Here is a 16,315-nt window from a genome sequence, read left to right as displayed (position 1 = left end):
GTCACCATGCCGGACCCGATCATCACACCCGACCTCGTCCTCCTGGACGTCGACGCCGGTGACGACGCCACCGCCGTCATCAACCGGCTCGCCGACACCCTCGGTGACCACGGCCGTTGCAGCGATCCCGCTCAGCTGGCCGGCGCCGCACTCGAACGCGAGGCCAAATCACCGACCGGACTTCCCAGCGGCCTGGCCATTCCGCATGCGCGCGTCGACTCGGTGCCGACCGCTTCGCTCGGCATGGCCCGACTGTCGAAGAAGGTGGACTTCTCCGGACCGGACGGGCCGGCCGATCTGGTGTTCCTGATCGCCGCCCCGGCCGATGGCGGATCCGCGCACATGAAGCTGCTGAGTTCGCTGGCTCGGTCCCTGGTCAAGCCCGATTTCGTACAGGCGCTGCGCGACGCGCCCGATGCGCAGACCGTCGTCGACCTGGTCGGCGAGGCCGTCGATCCGCAATCCGCGAAGGACACGTCCACCGCCACGTCGGCCGCTGCCACGTCGTCCGCCGCCGCGACTGCGGCCACCACCGGCGATACCCCCGCCGGCGCCCGCAGCATCCTGGCGATCACCGCGTGCCCGACCGGTATCGCCCACACCTACATGGCCGCCGACGCACTGAAGCTGGCGGCCGAGAAGGCCAGGGTCGGATTCGCCGTCGAAACGCAGGGTTCGTCGGGTACCACACCGTTCACCGCCCAGGAGATCGCCGATGCCGACGCCGTCATCTTCGCCACCGACGTGGGGGTGAAGGGACGCGAACGATTCGCCGGCAAACCGGTCATCGAGTCCGGCGTCAAACGCGCCATCAACGAGCCGGACGCCATGATCTCCGAGGCGGTGGCCGCCGCCGGCGATCCCGACGCGCACCGCGTCTCCGGCGACGCATCCGCAGCGTCGACGGCTGCCGACGAGAGTGGCATCGGGTACGGCGGCCGCCTGAAGCAGGCACTGCTGACCGGTGTCAGCTACATGATCCCGTTCGTCGCGGCCGGTGGTCTGCTCATGGCGCTCGGCTTCCTGTTCGGCGGCTACGAGATCGCCAACACCACCGTGTGTGACGGCGCCAGCGTGCCGGCCGGCTGCGGAAAGATCACCGGCACCAACGGGTCGATGAACGACGCCTACTTCTACGCGCTCAACAACACCCTCTGGCATCTGCCGCCGGGCGGGATCATGCAGTACCTCGGCGCCGTGTTCTTCGCGATCGGCAGCCTGGCGATGGCGTTCATGGTTCCGGTTCTGGCCGGCTACATCGCCTTCGCCATCGCCGACCGGCCCGGCATCGCCCCCGGGTTCGTCGCCGGCGCCGTGTCCCTGGCCGTCGGTGCCGGCTTCATCGGCGGCCTGATCGGCGGCCTCATCGCCGGTGTCGTCGCCCTCTGGTTCACCAGACTGAAGCTGCCGCGCTGGGCGGCGGGCCTGATGCCGGTGGTGATCATTCCGCTCGGTGCCTCCCTGATCGTCGGCGGCGTCATGTACATGCTGCTGGGCCGTCCCCTGGGCGCCCTGAACGACGCGATGACCGACGGCCTGAACAGCATGAACGGCGGATCCAAGATCGCACTCGGCGTGGTGCTCGGCCTGATGATGTGCTTCGACCTGGGCGGTCCGGTGAACAAGGCGGCCTACGCGTTCGCCGTCGCCGGCCTCGGGCTGGCCAACGCCGCCACCCCGCAGTGGGAGATCATGGCAGCCGTGATGGCCGCCGGCATGGTGCCGCCGCTCGCGCTGGCTCTCGCCTCCACCGTGCTCCGCCCGAGCGTCTTCACCGAACCCGAACGCGAGAACGGCAAGGCGGCCTGGCTGCTGGGCGCCTCCTTCATCTCCGAGGGCGCCATCCCGTTCGCCGCGGCCGACCCCCTCCGGGTGATTCCGCCGATGATGCTCGGCGGCGCCGTGACCGGCGGTCTCGCCATGGCTCTGGGCACCCAGCTGCGCGCACCGCACGGCGGCGTCTTCGTGATGTTCGCGATGAACGGCACCTGGTGGAAGTTCCTCATCGCGCTGGCCGCCGGCGTCGTCGTCGGCGCAGTCGGCGTGGTGATCACCAAGCAGCTCGGCCGGACCGCCGCCGACGAGGAGGCCGTCAACGACGAGATGACTGCGATCGCCGCGACCGCGTAATAGATTCGGGGGCGGAGATCGCGCCCGACCGATGAACGAACCCCTCCACAGATCCCTCCCGAAAGGTGAATCCATGCCCAGCAAGACCGTGACCGTCGGCTCCTCCGTCGGCCTGCACGCCCGTCCCGCCGCGATCATCGCCGAAGCGGCCGCCGACCTCGACTCCGATGTGACCCTGTCCGTCGACGGCGGCGACCCGGTGGACGCCGGCAGCGCCCTGATGATCATGACCCTGGGCGCGGAGAAGGGCACCCAGGTGACCGTCGAGGGCGACGACCAGGCCGCCGTCGATCAGATCGCCGCGCTCGTCGAGAAGGATCTCGACGCCGAGTAGACCCTCGTCAGTGGCTGCGGGCCGTCAGCATCGACTTGTCGGTGCCGGCGGCCTGCTGCACGAGGTCGACGGCCGGGGTCCCCGAACCCTTCAAGTCCACACCCCGGATGTCCAGGCAGTAGTTCGTATCGACACGCAGGGCGGCGGTGCGGCCGTGGCCCTGACCGTCGGCATCCGACTTCGTCTCGTTGAGCTGCCACGTGCCGGGCGTCGATGACGCGTCCGAGTCGCAGGAGCGGACCGATCCCAGCACGCCGTGCAGCTCGGCGGGATCGGATTCCTCCGACGACTTGAGCACCGCATCCGCCGAGCGGGTCTCGGACGTCGGCAGCAGCATGAACGACGGCTCGCCGTCGTAGGTGACCGATTCGGACTTCCAGCCGTCCGGCGCCTTCACGGTCACGACCACGTCGTGTCCCAGGCTGTAGTCGACCCCCTTCGACGACCAGGGCTTGAGGATGAGCAGGGTCGCCAGCACGGCGAGCACGATGACGGCCGCCGCTCCCAAGCCGATCCAGAGTCCGGTCTTCGAGGTGCCCTGCTGCGGAGCCTGCGGCGCGTACTGGGGGTAGGCGCCGGGTGCGCCGGGAGCCATCGGGACCCCCGGCAGCGGCTGACCGAACGGCTGCGGTGCGACAGGCTGCTGGGCGACAGGCTGCTGGCCGAACGGCTGCTGTGCGAACGGCTGCTGGGGTGTGAACGGCTGGTGCGGCGGACCGCCCACCGGCGGGACAGGCGGCTGCTGGCCGACGCCGGGCTGCGGAGGCTGCTGGCCGAACGGCTGCTGACCGCCCACCGGAATCTGCGAGTAGTCGGGCTGTCGACCGGGAATCGGGACCTGCGTGGGCGCCGGTTCGCCGGCGCCCGGATTCTGCGGGTCAGCGGGGTTCGTCACGGTCATACCTTCCGTCGGGTTCACTCGGAAGCATAAACGGCGTGGTCGCCGGACCGGTCAGACGACCGTCAGATCCGCGTATTCGGCGGCCATCGCCGCCGGCAGCCGCACCCGGACGCGGGTGCCGTCCGCAGTGTGCTCGGTCTCCAGCACGTGGGCGTGCTGGTGCAGGCGGCTCATCACCTCACCCCGCGCGAACGGCACCTGCAGCACGGTGTCGACGTCGTCTTCCTCGACGAAGTCGGTGATCCGGGTGAACAGCTCGTCCAGGCCTTCACCGGAGCGCGCCGACACGAAGACCGCGTCGGGGTACTCGCCGCGCAACGCCGTCATGCGGGTCGCGTCGACGGCGTCGATCTTGTTGATGACCAGGAGTTCGGGCGGCGGTACGGCACCCTCCTCGGTGTACACCTCGCCGAGTACCTGCCGCACCGCGGAGATCTGTTTGCCGGGGAACGCATCGCTGCCGTCGACCACGTGGATCAGCAGGTCCGCATCCACCGCCTCCTCCAGCGTCGAGCGGAACGCTTCGACCAGCTGGGTGGGCAGGTGCCGGACGAAGCCGACGGTGTCGGTGAACACCACGTCATGGCCGTCGGCGAGGCGCGCGCGGCGCGTCGTCGGATCCAGGGTGGCGAAGAGCGCGTCCTGCACCAGGACACCCGAGCCGGTCATCGCGTTGACCAGGCTCGACTTGCCGGCGTTCGTGTAGCCGACGACGGTCAGCGCCGGCACCCCGCCTCGGCGGCGCGCGTTCCGCTTGACCACCCGGGCGGTCTTCATGCCGCGGATCTCCTTGCGGAGTTTGGCCATCCGTTCGCGGATACGACGGCGATCGGTCTCGATCTTGGTCTCACCGGGACCGCGCAGACCGACGCCGCCGTTGCTGCCGGCACGGCCGCCGGCCTGCCGGGACATCGACTCACCCCAGCCGCGCAGGCGAGGAAGCATGTACTCCATCTGAGCCAGCGACACCTGGGCTTTGCCTTCGCGGGACGTGGCGTGCTGGGCGAAGATGTCGAGGATCAGTGCGGTCCGGTCGATGACCTTCACCTTGACGATCTTCTCCAGCGCCGTCAGCTGGGCAGGCGTGAGCTCACCGTCGCAGATCACCGTGTCGGCGCCGGTGGCCACGACGATCTCCCGCAGCTCGTCGGCCTTGCCCGAACCCAGATAGGTGGCCGAGTCGGGTTTGCTGCGCCGCTGGATGAGGGCGTCGAGCACCTCCGAGCCGGCGGTTTCGGCGAGTGCGGCGAGTTCGGCCATGCTGGCCTGGGCCTCCGCCGAGGTGCCGGACGTCCAGACGCCGACCAGGACCACCCGCTCGAGGCGCAGCTGGCGGTATTCGACCTCGGTGACGTCGGAGAGTTCGGTGGACAGTCCCGCGACGCGCTGCAGTGAGGCGCGGTCGTCGAGCTGGAGTTCGCCGGTGGTCGGCGCGGCCGAGACGTGCGGATGTTCGGCGCCGGGTTCGTGGAGTTCAGTCATACGCCCTCCATCATGCCCGGTCCCCGGGCCGCGGCGCACCTCGATTTCCGCCGGGGCCTGTTCGCTAGCCGCCGAGGAAGCCGTCGATCAGTTCGCCGCGGGCCACCAGCCGGGACGGGCCGCGCAGGAACGTGCCGCCGGGTTCCACGGTGACGGTGACCTCACCGCCGGGGACGGTGATCGAGACGGTGCCGGCGGCACGCCCGATACCGTGCAGGGCCGCGGTGGCACCGGCCACCAGACCGGTCCCGCACGAGCGGGTCTCCCCCACACCGCGTTCGAAGACCCGCAGCTGCGCGGTGAAGGCGTCGCCGTCGGGCCGCAGCGGCGTCAGGATCTCCACGTTCGCGCCGTGCGGGAAGGCCGCCGGATCGAGGACCGGAGGCGCGGACAGGTCGAGGCCGGCGAGGGTGCCGGCGTCCAGTCCGTCCACGACGCACGCGAGATGGGGGTTGCCCACGTCGACGGCCTCGCCGGTCAGTTCGCGGCCGGCGACGGTGACCGTGGACGGCCCGTCCAGCCGGGCGGCCCCCATCGCGACGGTCACGTCGGCGGCACTGTCGTCGAAGGAGTGCACGACGACCGGCCGGGCGCCGGCCCGCGAACCGACGGTGAACTCGTCGGAGGCGACGAGACCGGCCGACCGGCAGTAGTGGGCGAAGACGCGGACACCGTTGCCGCACATCTCGGCGATCGAACCGTCACCGTTCCGGTAGTCCATGAACCAGTCGTCGGCGCGGACGCCCTCGGGAAGGGCGGTGAGGACACCGGCGTCGACGAGGGCGCCGGACCGCGCCACGCGCAGCAGACCGTCGGCACCGAGTCCGCGACGGCGGTCGCACAGCGCACGGACGACCTCGTCGTCGATCTCGAGTGTCGCGTCCGGGTCCGGCAGAATCACGAAATCGTTCTGGGTGCCGTGCCCCTTCACGAAACGCCCCGGGGTCGGCGTGGTCGTCACCGTCATGCCTCCAGGCTACTCAGCGCGTTCTCGGTCAGTCTCGGGTCGGCGGCGTCGAGCCACACCGCGCGATGGTCGCGGCGGAACCACGACCGTTGCCGGCGGACGTACCGGCGGGTGCCGATGACCGTCAGTTCGCGGGCCCGTTCGAGGTCGTACTCTCCGTCGAGGTGGGCCAGCACCTGCGCATAGCCGATCGCCCGCGAGGCGGTCTGTCCATCGCGGAGACCCTGCTCGCACAGACCGGCGACCTCGTCGACCAGACCACCGGAGAACATGGCGTCCGTCCGTCGTTCGATCCGTTCGTCCAGTTCACCGGTCTCCCGGTCGAGGGCGAGGATCCGGGTACCCCAGCGCGGCTCCCCGATCTCCGGTGCCGAAGCGGCGAAGGGCCGGCCGGTGAGTTCCACGACCTCCAGGGCACGCACGATCCGGCGACCGTCGGTGTTGAGGATGATCTGCGCGGCCGCGGAGTCGACGGCGGCGAGCTCACCGTGCAGGGCGAGCGGGCCGATCTGCGCGAGCCGCTCCTCGTACTTGGATCGGACCTGCGGATCGGTCGCCGGGAACGACCACTCGTCGAGCAGTCCCTGGATGTAGAGCATCGAGCCGCCGACGATGATCGGAGTCCGGCCGGCGGCGAGGATCTCCTCCACATCGCGAGCGGCGGCCCGCTGGTAGCGGGCGACGGTGGCCGTCTCGGTGACGTCCAGGACGTCGAGCTGGTGGTGCGGGATTCCGCGCCGCTCGGCGACCGGCAGTTTCGCGGTGCCGATGTCCATGCCGCGATACTGCTGCATGGCATCGATGTTGACGATCTCGCCGTGGCACCGTTCGGCGAGATCGAGGGCCAGATCCGATTTCCCGGACGCGGTCGGACCGATCACCGCGACGGGGACGGGTGCGGTCACGACCGGCCCCGCAGGGTGACCACCGTATAGCCGACGCCGAACGGCGCGGCGGCGTAGTGGACGTCCACCCGCGTCATCGGGCACACCTCGAGGATCCCGGCGAGGACCTGCCAGGCGGCACGCGAGGTGACGCCGTCGGCGCGGCAGGCGTCGACGGACAGTCCCGCCAGGCCGGCGGGATCACCGGAGGCGACGGCCTGGTCGACGGTGCGCTGCAGAACCCAGGCACTCTCCCGCTCCCCACCGCCGGGCGCCTTGGGGTGCAGAGCGTTGGCGCCGTCGGCGACGACGAGCAGCCCGATCGGTTCGCCGACGGGCAGGTTCTGCGCCGTCCGCCGGCCCAGGGCCAGACAGTCGGCGGGGTCCAGGTCGGGGTCGACGACCACGGGATCCACCCGATCGGGTGCCGGACTCACCTGGCCGGCCAGCCACGCGGCGATCAGCATCGACGCCGGCATCCGCCCACCGGCGGCGTCCGGCCCGGGCAGACGCACCGGCAGCGGCACCCCGAACCGCCCGAAGTCACCGGACGTCGCCACGCCGGTGATCGTGCCGGGATCGCCGACGCCCAGAGCGATCCAGTGCCGGGACGCCGCGGCCAGGGATCGGCCGGCGGCCAGCACCGACGCGCGAACGTCGTCGGTGTCGTACGCCTCCGGACCCGCCAGCTCCGGAACGAGCAGGGGTGCACCGGGGATCACCGCGACCTGTGTCAACACGCCCTCGACGCTACCGGCGACGGTGGGCAATGTCCGCGCTCGCCCCCGCGGCCGGGGCCGCCGGTGCTTGAATGAACAGCGGTAGACAAGAACGCCCAGCGTTCCGGCAGCCGTGTCGCGCGGCGCGCAGAAAAGGATTTCGCCATGAGCAACCCCGCAGCCCCCAAACCGGGTCCGCGTCCCGGCCCCCGACCGGGTCCGCGCCCCGGACCCGCCCCCGTCGCCGTCCACCACGTCGACGTCGGCGATCCGCACGAGTTCGGACGGATCGACGAGGACGGTGCGGTCTGGCTGAAGACCTCCTCGGGCGAACGGCAGATCGGTTCGTGGCAGGCCGGTACCACCGAGGAGGGGCTGCAGCACTTCGCGCGCAAGTTCGCGGACATGGCGACCGAGACCGAGGTCCTCGAAGAGCGCCTCGACGCCCGGTCGGGAGATCCGCGCAAGACGCAGGCCGCGGCCCAGCATCTCCTCGACGAATTGCCGACCGCCCAGGCCATCGGCGACGTCGACGGACTGACCGAGCGACTCACCGTGATCGTGCAGCGCGCCGAGACCCAGGCCGGCGAGGTCAAGGCCGAACGGGATGCCGCCCGCACCGAGGCCATCGCCCGCAAAGAGGCCCTGGCCACCGAGGCCGAGACGATCGCCGAGGAGACCACCTCATGGAAGAGCGGCGGCGACCGGCTGCGCGCCATCCTCGAGGAGTGGAAGACCATCAAAGGCATCGACCGCAAGACCGACGATGCTCTCTGGAAGCGCTACTCCCGCGCCCGGGACGCCTTCAACCGGCGGCGCGGCGCCCATTTCGCCGAGCTGGACCGGGAACGGGCCGGTGTGAAGGCCCGCAAGGAGGAGCTGATCGAGCAGGCCGAGGCCTTGTCGTCGTCGACGGACTGGGCCGAGACCACGGTCAGATACCGCGAACTGATGGCCGAGTGGAAGGCCGCCGGCCGTGCACCCCGGGATGCCGACGAAGCGCTGTGGAAGCGGTTCAAGGCCGCCCAGGACGTGTTCTTCTCCGCCCGCAACGCCGTCAACTCCGAGCGTGACGCCGAGTTCGCGAAGAACGCCGAAGCGAAGTCGGCGCTGCTCGACGAGTACGAGAAGTCCATCGATCCGGGTACCGACCTGGAGGCCGCCCGGGCGGCGTTCCGCACGTTCCGGGATCGCTGGGAAGAGCTCGGCAAGGTGCCCCGCGAACAGATGCGTCCGCTCGACGCCCGGGCTCGAGCGCTGGAGAAGCGTATCCGCGATGCGGAGGCCGCCGACTGGTCGCGGACCGATCCGGAAGCCCTGGCCCGCGCCCAGCAGTTCGCCGAGCGCGCCGCCAAGCTGACCGAACAGGCCGACCGGGCCGAGGCGGCCGGCAAGGCGAAGGATGCCGCGTCGCTCCGCGAGCAGGCCGCTCAGTGGAACGAGTGGGCGCAGGCCGCGCAGTCCGCGATCGCCGACCGCTGATCGCGTCCGGCGGTCAGGAGTCCGTGTCGCGGTCGCGGTCGGTGGGCTCCCCGAGCCGCTGCTGCAGGGCCAGGCCGAAGGCCTCCGCGCTGGCGGCGTGACGGCGTCGTTCGGCCTCCAGGGCCAGGTGGTAGCTGCTCCGCGCCCACACGACCCGGGACCAGTGGAAGGTCATCACGATGGCCACCAGGAAGCCCAGGATCAGTCCGGCGCCGGCACCGCTGGGCGGCTGCACCCCGCCGACGCCGATGGTGTTCCGGGTCCAGATCGCCAGCATGCCGGCGACCGAGGCGATCGCCGAACCGCTCAGCGCGATCCAGGCCACCACCCACCGCCGGCTGAGCAGCGCGAACGCGGAGAAGCCGATCACGAACACCACCAGCAGCCAGACGAAGATCTGCGACGGCAGGGCGATCCGCTGGGCGTGGGCGCGCGCGGTCATGGTCAGCACGTCCAGTCCGGTCGCGTCACCGGCGTGAGGCAGTATCAGCGACAGCATGGCGGCCAGGATGCCGACCGCCACGACCAGAGCGCGGGCACCGGGATCGATCTCCCCCGCCACCTTGCGTTCGGCCTTGCGCAGCTCCTTCTCGTACGCCCGCAGTGTTTCGCGGTCGCCGGCGCGGGAGTGGTCGTCGCTCATGGGGTACTCGTCTCCGTCGTGGGTCATGGTTCCTCGTCTCACCCACACCCGCCGCTGCCGCAGGCGTTCACGGGCTCGGGCAGGTCGCGTCGTCCGAGAGTGGGCAGGCCCAGTCCGACGCCCACCGGGGCGGTGGTCGGCGTGCTGCCCTGTTCGTAGGCGTCGCCGGCGCGGGTACGGCGGTGACCGGTGATCGGTCCGTCGGCGATGAGGTGGTGGGGGGCGCCCTCGGTGATCGTGGTCGTCACGATGTCACCGGGACGGATCGCCGCGGCCGCCGCCCCGTCGGCGCGGAAGTGGACCAGGCGCCCGTCGCGGGCACGGCCGGTCAGGCGGCCGGTCGCCGCGCTCTTGCGTCCCTCGTCGGCGACGACCAGGAGTTCGGCGTCGGTGCCGACCAGTTCCTGATTGGCTTCCAGGCAGATGCGTTCCTGCAGTGCGATGAGGCGCTGATAGCGATCCTTGACGACCTCAGGGGGCACCTGGTCGTCCATCGTCGCGGCCGGGGTGCCGGGTCGCGGCGAGTACTGGAAGGTGAAGGCGCTGGAGAACCGGGCGCGCTGCACCACGTCGAGCGTCTCGGCGAAGTCCTCCTCGGTCTCGCCTGGGAACCCGACGATGATGTCGGTGGTGATCGCCGCATGCGGCATCGCCTCGCGGACCCGGTCGAGGATGCCCAGGAACCTGGTCTTGCGGTAGCTGCGCCGCATCGCGCGCAGGACGCGATCCGAGCCGGACTGGAGCGGCATGTGCAGTTGCGGGCACACGTTCGGTGTCTGGGCCATCGCCTCGATCACGTCGTCGGTGAACTCGGCGGGATGCGGTGAGGTGAACCGGACCCGTTCGAGCCCGTCGATCTCGCCGCACGCGCGCAGCAGTTCGGCGAATGCGCCACGGTTCCGGTCGATCTCCGGATCGGCGAACGACATGCCGTAGGCGTTGACGTTCTGGCCGAGCAGGGTCACCTCCAGGACGCCCTGGTCCACGAGTGCCTGCACTTCGGCCAGGACGTCACCCGGCCGGCGGTCGACCTCCTTGCCTCGCAGCGACGGCACGATGCAGAACGTGCAGGTGTTGTTGCAGCCGACGGACACCGACACCCAGCCGGAGTACGCCGATTCGCGTTTGGCCGGCAGCGTCGACGGGAAGTTCTCCAGCGAGTCGAGGATCTCGACCTGGGCAGCGTCGTTGTGCCGGGCCCGTTCGAGCAGGACCGGCAGCGACCCGATGTTGTGGGTGCCGAAGACGACGTCCACCCACGGAGCCTTGGACAGAACGGTGTCCTTGTCCTTCTGCGCCAGGCAGCCTCCGACCGCGATCTGCATGCCCGGGCGACGGCTCTTGACCGGCGCGAGGTGCGACAGGTTGCCGTACAGCTTGTTGTCGGCGTTCTCGCGGATCGCGCACGTGTTGAAGACCACCAGGTCGGCGTCGTCGCCGTCCTGGGCGCGGACGTAACCGGCGTCCTCGAGGAGACCGGAGATGCGTTCGGAATCATGCACGTTCATCTGGCACCCGTAGGTGCGCACCGCGTACGACCGCGCCCCTTCCGGTGTGCGCTCTTCGATCCCGTTCGTCACCCTTCCAGGGTACGGCGGCACGCAAATCGGCTGTCCGGCCACCGGGTGTTGCGATTGCGTCAATGGTTTCGACGTCCCTGAGACATCGGCGATATGTCTGACTAGGGTTCGGTGCCATGACAGCTTCGAGCGATACCCCGATGATCGCCATGACGGACGTGCAGAAGCATTACGGCGATCTGCATGTCCTCAAGGACATCACCCTGCAGATCCCGAAAGGCCAGGTCGTGGTGGTTCTCGGACCGTCCGGATCCGGTAAGTCCACGCTGTGCCGAACCATCAACCGGCTCGAACCGATCGACTCCGGCGAGATCCGCATCGAGGGCGAACTGCTGCCGTCGGAGGGCAAGGACCTGGCACGTCTGCGCGCCGATGTGGGCATGGTCTTCCAGTCGTTCAATCTGTTCGCCCACAAGACGATCCTGCAGAACGTGACCCTGGGTCCGATCAAGGTCCGCAAGGAGAGCAAGGCCGACGCCGAGAAGAAGGCGGTCGAGCTGCTCGACCGTGTCGGCGTGGCGACGCAGAAGGACAAGTATCCCGCGCAGCTCTCCGGCGGGCAGCAGCAGCGCGTGGCGATCGCCCGGTCCCTGGCGATGTCGCCGAAGGTGATGCTGTTCGACGAGCCGACCTCGGCCCTGGACCCCGAGATGGTCAGTGAGGTCCTCGACGTGATGGTGTCCCTCGCCAAGGAGGGCATGACGATGGTGGTGGTGACCCACGAGATGGGCTTCGCCCGCAAGGCCGCCGACCGCATCCTGTTCATGGCCGACGGTGCGATCGTCGAAGACACCGATCCGGAGAGCTTCTTCTCGAACCCGGAGTCCGACCGCGCCAAGGACTTCCTGTCGAAGATCCTGGGGCACTGACATGCGTCTGAGGAGTCTGATCGCGGCGACGGTCGCGCTCGCCGCCGTCGCACCGGCGCTCAGCGCCTGTGGCAGTTCGCAGCCCCGGAACCTGCTCGAGGACATCCGAGCCGGTCACGTCGTGCTGGGCACCAAGTACGACCAGCCCGGTCTGGGCCTGCAGAATCCCGGCGGCGAGATCACCGGCTTCGACGCCGACGTCAACCGGTTCATCGTCGGGCACATCGCCGGACAGTTGGGGGTGCCCGAGCCGGCGATCACGTGGAAGGAGACGCCCTCCGCGCAGCGGGAGACGTTCATCCGCAACGGTGAGGTCGACACGATCGCCGCCACCTACTCGATCACCACGAGCCGCGCGAAGGAGGTCGACTTCGCCGGACCGTATTTCATCACCTATCAGGGGCTGATGGCGCGCAAGGACGATTCGAGCCTGAACCAGCTGACCGACCTGGAGAACGGCCGCAAACTCTGTTCCGCGGCCGGCTCGACCTCCGCGCAGAATGTGAAGGCACAGTTGCCGGGCGTGCAGCTCCAGCAGTACGACTCCTATTCGTCGTGTGTGGAGGGTGTCCGCCGCAGCAAGGTGGACGCGCTCACCACCGACGAGACGATTCTGGCCGGGTATTCGAGCCGGTGGGCCGACGAGTTCAAGCTGGTGCCGATGACGTACCCGCACGACACCTGCGTCAAGGATGCCCTGGAAGACCGCCGGCACCCCGTTCTCGACGGAGTACTACGGCGTCGGCATGGCCAAGAACTATCCGGACGCGGTGGCCGCGGTCAACGACGCGCTGCGCGCCATGATGACGGTGCCCGCCGGTGCGGCCCGCTCCCCGTGGGAGGACGCTCTCCGGAAGAACCTGGGCGATCAGGCCGTCGACGAGTGGGCCGCTCGGGCCGCCGCCCCGGGTTCGCTGTACAAGTTCACGCCGGAGCCGGGGAATCTGAGCTTCCTCGATTCCGAGCCGACGCCGTGCCCGGCAGGAGGTGGCAAATGAGCGAGCTCTGGAGTGACATGGGGCCGCAGCTGTGGCCCGCGTTCTGGATGACCATTCAGTTGACGTTCTGGTCGGCGATCGGCTCGCTGATCCTGGGCGTGGTCCTGGCCGGCATGAAGGTGTCGCCGGTGCCGGTGATGCGCTGGTTCGCCACCGCCTACGTCAACATCGTGCGCAACACGCCGCTCACCCTGATCGTCCTGATCTGTTCGATGGGCCTGTACCAGCAGCTCGGTCTGGCCCTGGCCAAGGAGGGGCCCGACTTCATCGCGAGCAACAACTTCCGGCTCGCCGTCCTGGGCTTCATCCTCTACACGTCGACGTTCGTCTGTGAGACGTTGCGCGCCGGGTTCAACACGGTGCCGATCGGTCAGGCGGAGGCCGCCCGGTCGATCGGTCTGGGCTTCACCCAGACCTTCGGGACGATCGTGTTGCCGCAGGCGTTGCGGGCCGTGATCGCACCGATGGGCTCGGTGCTGATCGCTCTGACGAAGAACACCACGATCGCCTCGGTGATCGGTGTGGCCGAGGCGTCGCTGCTGATGAAGGAAGAGCTGGAGAACTACTCGGCCGAGATCCTGGCGATCTTCGCGATCATCGCCGCCGGATTCATGATCATCACGCTCCTCGAGGGCGCCGCCTTCGGCTGGGCGGCCAAGCGATGGACGGTGAAGCGATGAGTACACAGGCAACGGTCCTCTACGACGCTCCGGGGCCGAAGGCGACGATCCGCAACAGGATCATCGCGGGCGTGTTCACGGTCGCGATCGTGGCGCTGATCGCCTGGATCGTGACGATTCTGGCTCGCAACGGGCAGATGACCTCCGAGAAGTGGTCACCGTTCGTGAAGCCGAGCACCTGGACCACCTGGTTGCTGCCCGGCCTGCTGGGCACGCTCGCCGCGGCGGCGTTGTCGATCGTGCTCGCGATCATCCTGGGCACAGTGCTGGGCATCGGGCGACTCTCCGACCACCGCTGGGTGCGCACGATCAGCGGTCTGCTGGTGGAGGTCTTCCGCTCCATTCCGGTGCTGGTGCTGATGTTCTTCGCGTACTACCTGTTCGCGCACTACGCGGTCTTCCCGTCGCAGTGGCTGGCGTTCGCCGCGGTGGTGTTCGGTCTGACCATCTACAACGGCTCGGTGATCGCGGAGATCCTCCGTGCCGGTATCAAGTCGCTGCCGAAGGGGCAGACCGAGGCCGCGCAGTCGATCGGCTTGCGCAAGACGCAGACGATGATGCTGGTGCTGCTCCCCCAGGCGGTGACCGCCATGCTGCCGGCGTTGATCGCGCAGATGGTGATCGCGTTGAAGGACAGCGCCCTGGGCTACGCCTTCGGCTATGTGGAAGTGGTCCGGTCCGGTTTGAAGTCGGCGTCGTTCTACGGAAACTATCTGCCGGCGCTGCTGGTGGTGGCGGCGATCATGATCGTCATCAACTTCGCGCTCACCGGCCTGGCGAACTATCTGGAGAAGCGATTGCGTGAAGGGCGCCGCAAGACCGAGGCGCCCGATCCGGATGTCGCCGACCTGAAGGCGATGGCCAACGTTCCCGGGTTCAGCGGCAGCGCCCACGCCCCCGGCAAGCCGAATCTGTGACGGTCGGGGTCAGGTGCGGCGGGCGTCGCCGATGACCTCGGCGACCACACCGGAGATCACGTCGGCCGGATAGCCACGGCGTCCGAGGACGCCGGCGAGACGGCGATAGGCCTTGGTCCGGTCGGCGTGGTCGTTGAGGTCGAGGTTCGCGGTCCGCAGCTTCTTGGCGGCCAGTTCGAGTGCCTGGGCGCGTTCGTCGGCGGGATCGATCCCGGAGAGCGCCTCGTCCACCGTGTGGTCCGCGACGCCTTTTGTCCGGAGTTCACGGCGCAGCGCGACCCGTCCCCGACCGGAATGGCGGGATCGGGACTGCACCCATTCGTGGGCGAATTCGGCGTCGTCGAGCAGGCCGGCCGCGTCGAGCCGCACCAGCACGTCGGCGACCTCGTCGGTCTCGAATCCGCGGCGCAGCAGCCGCTCGGCCATCTCGGAACGACTGCGCGCCCGAACGCCCAGGAGCCGCAGTGCGGCATCCCAGGCGCTCGGACCCTCGGTCATGGCTCCGGTCAGAACTCGACCGGAGCTGCGACGGGCTCGTCGAGCCCGGTCAGATCCGGTCCGACACCCAGCTTGCTCTTGATCTTGAGTTCGATCTCGGCCGCGATGTCCGGGTTCTCGAGCAGGAAGTTGCGGGCGTTCTCCTTGCCCTGACCCAGCTGGTCGCCTTCATAGGTGAACCAGGAGCCGGACTTGCGGATGAAGCCCTCGGCGACGCCGAGGTCGATCAGCGAGCCCTCCCGGCTGATGCCGTGGCCGTACAGGATGTCGAACTCGGCCTGCTTGAACGGCGGGGCCACCTTGTTCTTGACGACCTTGACGCGGGTGCGGTTGCCGACCGCGTCGGTGCCGTCCTTGAGCGTCTCGATGCGGCGCACGTCCAGGCGGACCGACGCGTAGAACTTGAGCGCCTTGCCACCGGTGGTGGTCTCCGGCGAGCCGAACATGACGCCGATCTTCTCGCGCAGCTGGTTGATGAAGATGGCGGTGGTGTTCGAGTTGTTCAGGCCCGAGGTCATCTTGCGGAGCGCCTGGCTCATCAGTCGGGCCTGCAGGCCGACATGGCTGTCGCCCATCTCGCCCTCGATCTCGGCCTTGGGCACCAGGGCGGCCACCGAGTCGATGACCAGGATGTCCAGTGCGCCGGAGCGGATCAGCATGTCCGCGATCTCCAGTGCCTGCTCACCGGTGTCCGGCTGCGACACGAGCAGGGCGTCGACGTCGACGCCCAGCTTGGCGGCGTACTCGGGATCGAGCGCGTGCTCGGCGTCGATGAAGGCGGCGACGCCTCCGGCGGCCTGGGCGTTGGCGACCGCGTGCAGGGCGACGGTGGTCTTACCCGACGATTCCGGGCCGTAGATCTCCACGACGCGGCCACGGGGCAGACCGCCCACGCCGAGGGCGATGTCGAGGGCGACGCTGCCGGTCGGAATGACCTCCATCGGCGGGCGATCGTCCTCGCCCAGTCGCATGACCGAGCCCTTGCCGTAGTTCTTCTCGATCTGTGCGAGAGCCAGGTCGAGTGCCTTCTCGCGATCCGCTGACAGTGCCATGGTGTCTCCTACGTTCTGCTGATTGCCGGGTGTGCCCACACCGTAGAAGCCGCCTACGACAATCGAGCTGATCCGGGTTCGGGCGGGGTCGCCCTGGTATGTATTTGACGCACCGAATCGGTGTTCGGTTCCATCCCAGGTTGACCGAACGGATGTTCGATTGCAAGCGACACGCCGAC

At 69.1% G+C, this 16,315-nt stretch carries 15 protein-coding genes and 1 pseudogene; 7 read left to right on the top strand and 9 right to left on the bottom strand.

Going from position 1 to position 16,315, the window contains the following annotated elements; all coding sequences use genetic code 11:
• The first annotated feature begins 6 nt into the window (after positions 1 to 6).
• Complete coding sequence (locus tag QM774_RS03465; RefSeq protein WP_414974553.1) at positions 7 to 2,130, top strand: fructose-specific PTS transporter subunit EIIC; 2,124 nt, start codon at positions 7 to 9, stop codon at positions 2,128 to 2,130.
• A 73-nt stretch (positions 2,131 to 2,203) separates the two neighbouring features.
• Entirely contained in the window at positions 2,204 to 2,464 is a 261-nt protein-coding gene (locus QM774_RS03460) for an HPr family phosphocarrier protein (RefSeq protein ID WP_414974552.1), read from the top strand.
• Between the two features lie 7 nt (positions 2,465 to 2,471).
• On the opposite strand, the gene QM774_RS03455 is transcribed toward QM774_RS03460, so the two are convergent.
• The 5 genes from QM774_RS03455 to QM774_RS03435 form a co-directional block, all read right to left on the bottom strand.
• Positions 2,472 to 3,359 (bottom strand): hypothetical protein, encoded by an 888-nt coding sequence (locus QM774_RS03455; protein WP_414974551.1) that lies wholly within the window; start codon positions 3,357 to 3,359, stop codon positions 2,472 to 2,474.
• Between the two features lie 57 nt (positions 3,360 to 3,416).
• Positions 3,417 to 4,847, bottom strand: a complete 1,431-nt coding sequence (gene hflX / locus QM774_RS03450) for a GTPase HflX (RefSeq protein ID WP_414974550.1) — start codon at positions 4,845 to 4,847, stop codon at positions 3,417 to 3,419.
• Between the two features lie 64 nt (positions 4,848 to 4,911).
• Positions 4,912 to 5,814: a diaminopimelate epimerase gene (gene dapF / locus QM774_RS03445; protein WP_414974549.1), complete on the bottom strand. Its 903-nt coding sequence runs from the start codon at positions 5,812 to 5,814 to the stop codon at positions 4,912 to 4,914.
• Positions 5,811 to 6,719, bottom strand: a complete 909-nt coding sequence (gene miaA / locus QM774_RS03440) for a tRNA (adenosine(37)-N6)-dimethylallyltransferase MiaA (RefSeq protein ID WP_414974548.1) — start codon at positions 6,717 to 6,719, stop codon at positions 5,811 to 5,813. The genes dapF and miaA overlap by 4 nt, the downstream gene beginning before the upstream one ends.
• Entirely contained in the window at positions 6,716 to 7,438 is a 723-nt protein-coding gene (locus QM774_RS03435) for a hypothetical protein (RefSeq protein ID WP_414974547.1), read from the bottom strand. The genes miaA and QM774_RS03435 overlap by 4 nt, the downstream gene beginning before the upstream one ends.
• Positions 7,439 to 7,582: 144 nt before the next feature.
• Here QM774_RS03435 and QM774_RS03430 point away from each other — a divergent pair, with 144 nt between their 5' ends.
• The gene (locus QM774_RS03430) at positions 7,583 to 8,899 is read left to right on the top strand and encodes a DUF349 domain-containing protein (protein ID WP_414974546.1); all 1,317 of its coding nucleotides are present in this window, start codon (positions 7,583 to 7,585) and stop codon (positions 8,897 to 8,899) included.
• 13 nt (positions 8,900 to 8,912) lie between these two features.
• Here QM774_RS03430 and QM774_RS03425 read toward each other — a convergent pair whose 3' ends face one another.
• Together QM774_RS03425 and miaB are read right to left on the bottom strand one after the other, a co-directional pair.
• The gene (locus QM774_RS03425; RefSeq protein WP_414976578.1) at positions 8,913 to 9,542 is read right to left on the bottom strand and encodes a hypothetical protein; all 630 of its coding nucleotides are present in this window, start codon (positions 9,540 to 9,542) and stop codon (positions 8,913 to 8,915) included.
• Between the two features lie 38 nt (positions 9,543 to 9,580).
• Positions 9,581 to 11,122, bottom strand: coding sequence for a tRNA (N6-isopentenyl adenosine(37)-C2)-methylthiotransferase MiaB (gene miaB / locus QM774_RS03420; protein ID WP_414974545.1), 1,542 nt, complete (start codon positions 11,120 to 11,122; stop codon positions 9,581 to 9,583).
• A 140-nt stretch (positions 11,123 to 11,262) separates the two neighbouring features.
• Between miaB and QM774_RS03415 the strand changes: the two genes are divergently transcribed.
• From QM774_RS03415 to QM774_RS03400, 4 genes and pseudogenes are all read left to right on the top strand, one after another.
• Entirely contained in the window at positions 11,263 to 11,991 is a 729-nt protein-coding gene (locus tag QM774_RS03415; RefSeq protein ID WP_414976577.1) for an amino acid ABC transporter ATP-binding protein, read from the top strand.
• Between the two features lies 1 nt (position 11,992).
• Positions 11,993 to 12,989, top strand: a pseudogene (locus tag QM774_RS03410) (glutamate ABC transporter substrate-binding protein).
• A complete protein-coding gene (locus tag QM774_RS03405; protein WP_414974544.1) occupies positions 12,986 to 13,669 on the top strand; it encodes an amino acid ABC transporter permease in 684 nt (227 codons plus the stop codon). The pseudogene QM774_RS03410 and the gene QM774_RS03405 overlap by 4 nt, the downstream one beginning before the upstream one ends.
• On the top strand, positions 13,666 to 14,586 hold the full coding sequence (locus QM774_RS03400) for an amino acid ABC transporter permease (RefSeq protein ID WP_414974543.1): 921 nt from the start codon (positions 13,666 to 13,668) through the stop codon (positions 14,584 to 14,586). Before QM774_RS03405 ends, QM774_RS03400 begins: the two co-directional genes overlap by 4 nt.
• 9 nt (positions 14,587 to 14,595) lie before the next feature.
• Here the strand turns inward: QM774_RS03400 and QM774_RS03395 are convergent, their stop codons facing one another.
• Positions 14,596 to 15,084 (bottom strand): regulatory protein RecX, encoded by a 489-nt coding sequence (locus QM774_RS03395; protein ID WP_414974542.1) that lies wholly within the window; start codon positions 15,082 to 15,084, stop codon positions 14,596 to 14,598.
• 8 nt (positions 15,085 to 15,092) lie between these two features.
• Positions 15,093 to 16,136, bottom strand: a complete 1,044-nt coding sequence (recA, locus tag QM774_RS03390) for a recombinase RecA (protein ID WP_414974541.1) — start codon at positions 16,134 to 16,136, stop codon at positions 15,093 to 15,095.
• Between the last annotated feature and the right edge of the window lie 179 nt (positions 16,137 to 16,315).

The sequence above is a fragment of the Gordonia sp. (in: high G+C Gram-positive bacteria) genome, assembly GCF_047600565.1.
Classification (GTDB): domain Bacteria; phylum Actinomycetota; class Actinomycetes; order Mycobacteriales; family Mycobacteriaceae; genus Gordonia.
This window is presented reverse-complemented; position numbering and strand designations above follow the sequence as displayed.

What these genes read in the sequence shown, in the direction of transcription:
- QM774_RS03465 (WP_414974553.1), top strand. Translation starts at nt 7, where the DNA reads ATGCCGGACCCGATCATCACACCCGACCTCGTCCTCCTGGACGTCGAC.
- QM774_RS03460 (WP_414974552.1), top strand. Translation starts at nt 2,204, where the DNA reads ATGCCCAGCAAGACCGTGACCGTCGGCTCCTCCGTCGGCCTGCACGCC.
- hflX (WP_414974550.1), bottom strand. Translation starts at nt 4,847, where the DNA reads ATGACTGAACTCCACGAACCCGGCGCCGAACATCCGCACGTCTCGGCC.
- dapF (WP_414974549.1), bottom strand. Translation starts at nt 5,814, where the DNA reads ATGACGGTGACGACCACGCCGACCCCGGGGCGTTTCGTGAAGGGGCAC.
- QM774_RS03430 (WP_414974546.1), top strand. Translation starts at nt 7,583, where the DNA reads ATGAGCAACCCCGCAGCCCCCAAACCGGGTCCGCGTCCCGGCCCCCGA.
- QM774_RS03425 (WP_414976578.1), bottom strand. Translation starts at nt 9,542, where the DNA reads ATGAGCGACGACCACTCCCGCGCCGGCGACCGCGAAACACTGCGGGCG.
- QM774_RS03415 (WP_414976577.1), top strand. Translation starts at nt 11,263, where the DNA reads ATGATCGCCATGACGGACGTGCAGAAGCATTACGGCGATCTGCATGTC.
- QM774_RS03405 (WP_414974544.1), top strand. Translation starts at nt 12,986, where the DNA reads ATGAGCGAGCTCTGGAGTGACATGGGGCCGCAGCTGTGGCCCGCGTTC.
- QM774_RS03400 (WP_414974543.1), top strand. Translation starts at nt 13,666, where the DNA reads ATGAGTACACAGGCAACGGTCCTCTACGACGCTCCGGGGCCGAAGGCG.
- QM774_RS03395 (WP_414974542.1), bottom strand. Translation starts at nt 15,084, where the DNA reads ATGACCGAGGGTCCGAGCGCCTGGGATGCCGCACTGCGGCTCCTGGGC.
- recA (WP_414974541.1), bottom strand. Translation starts at nt 16,136, where the DNA reads ATGGCACTGTCAGCGGATCGCGAGAAGGCACTCGACCTGGCTCTCGCA.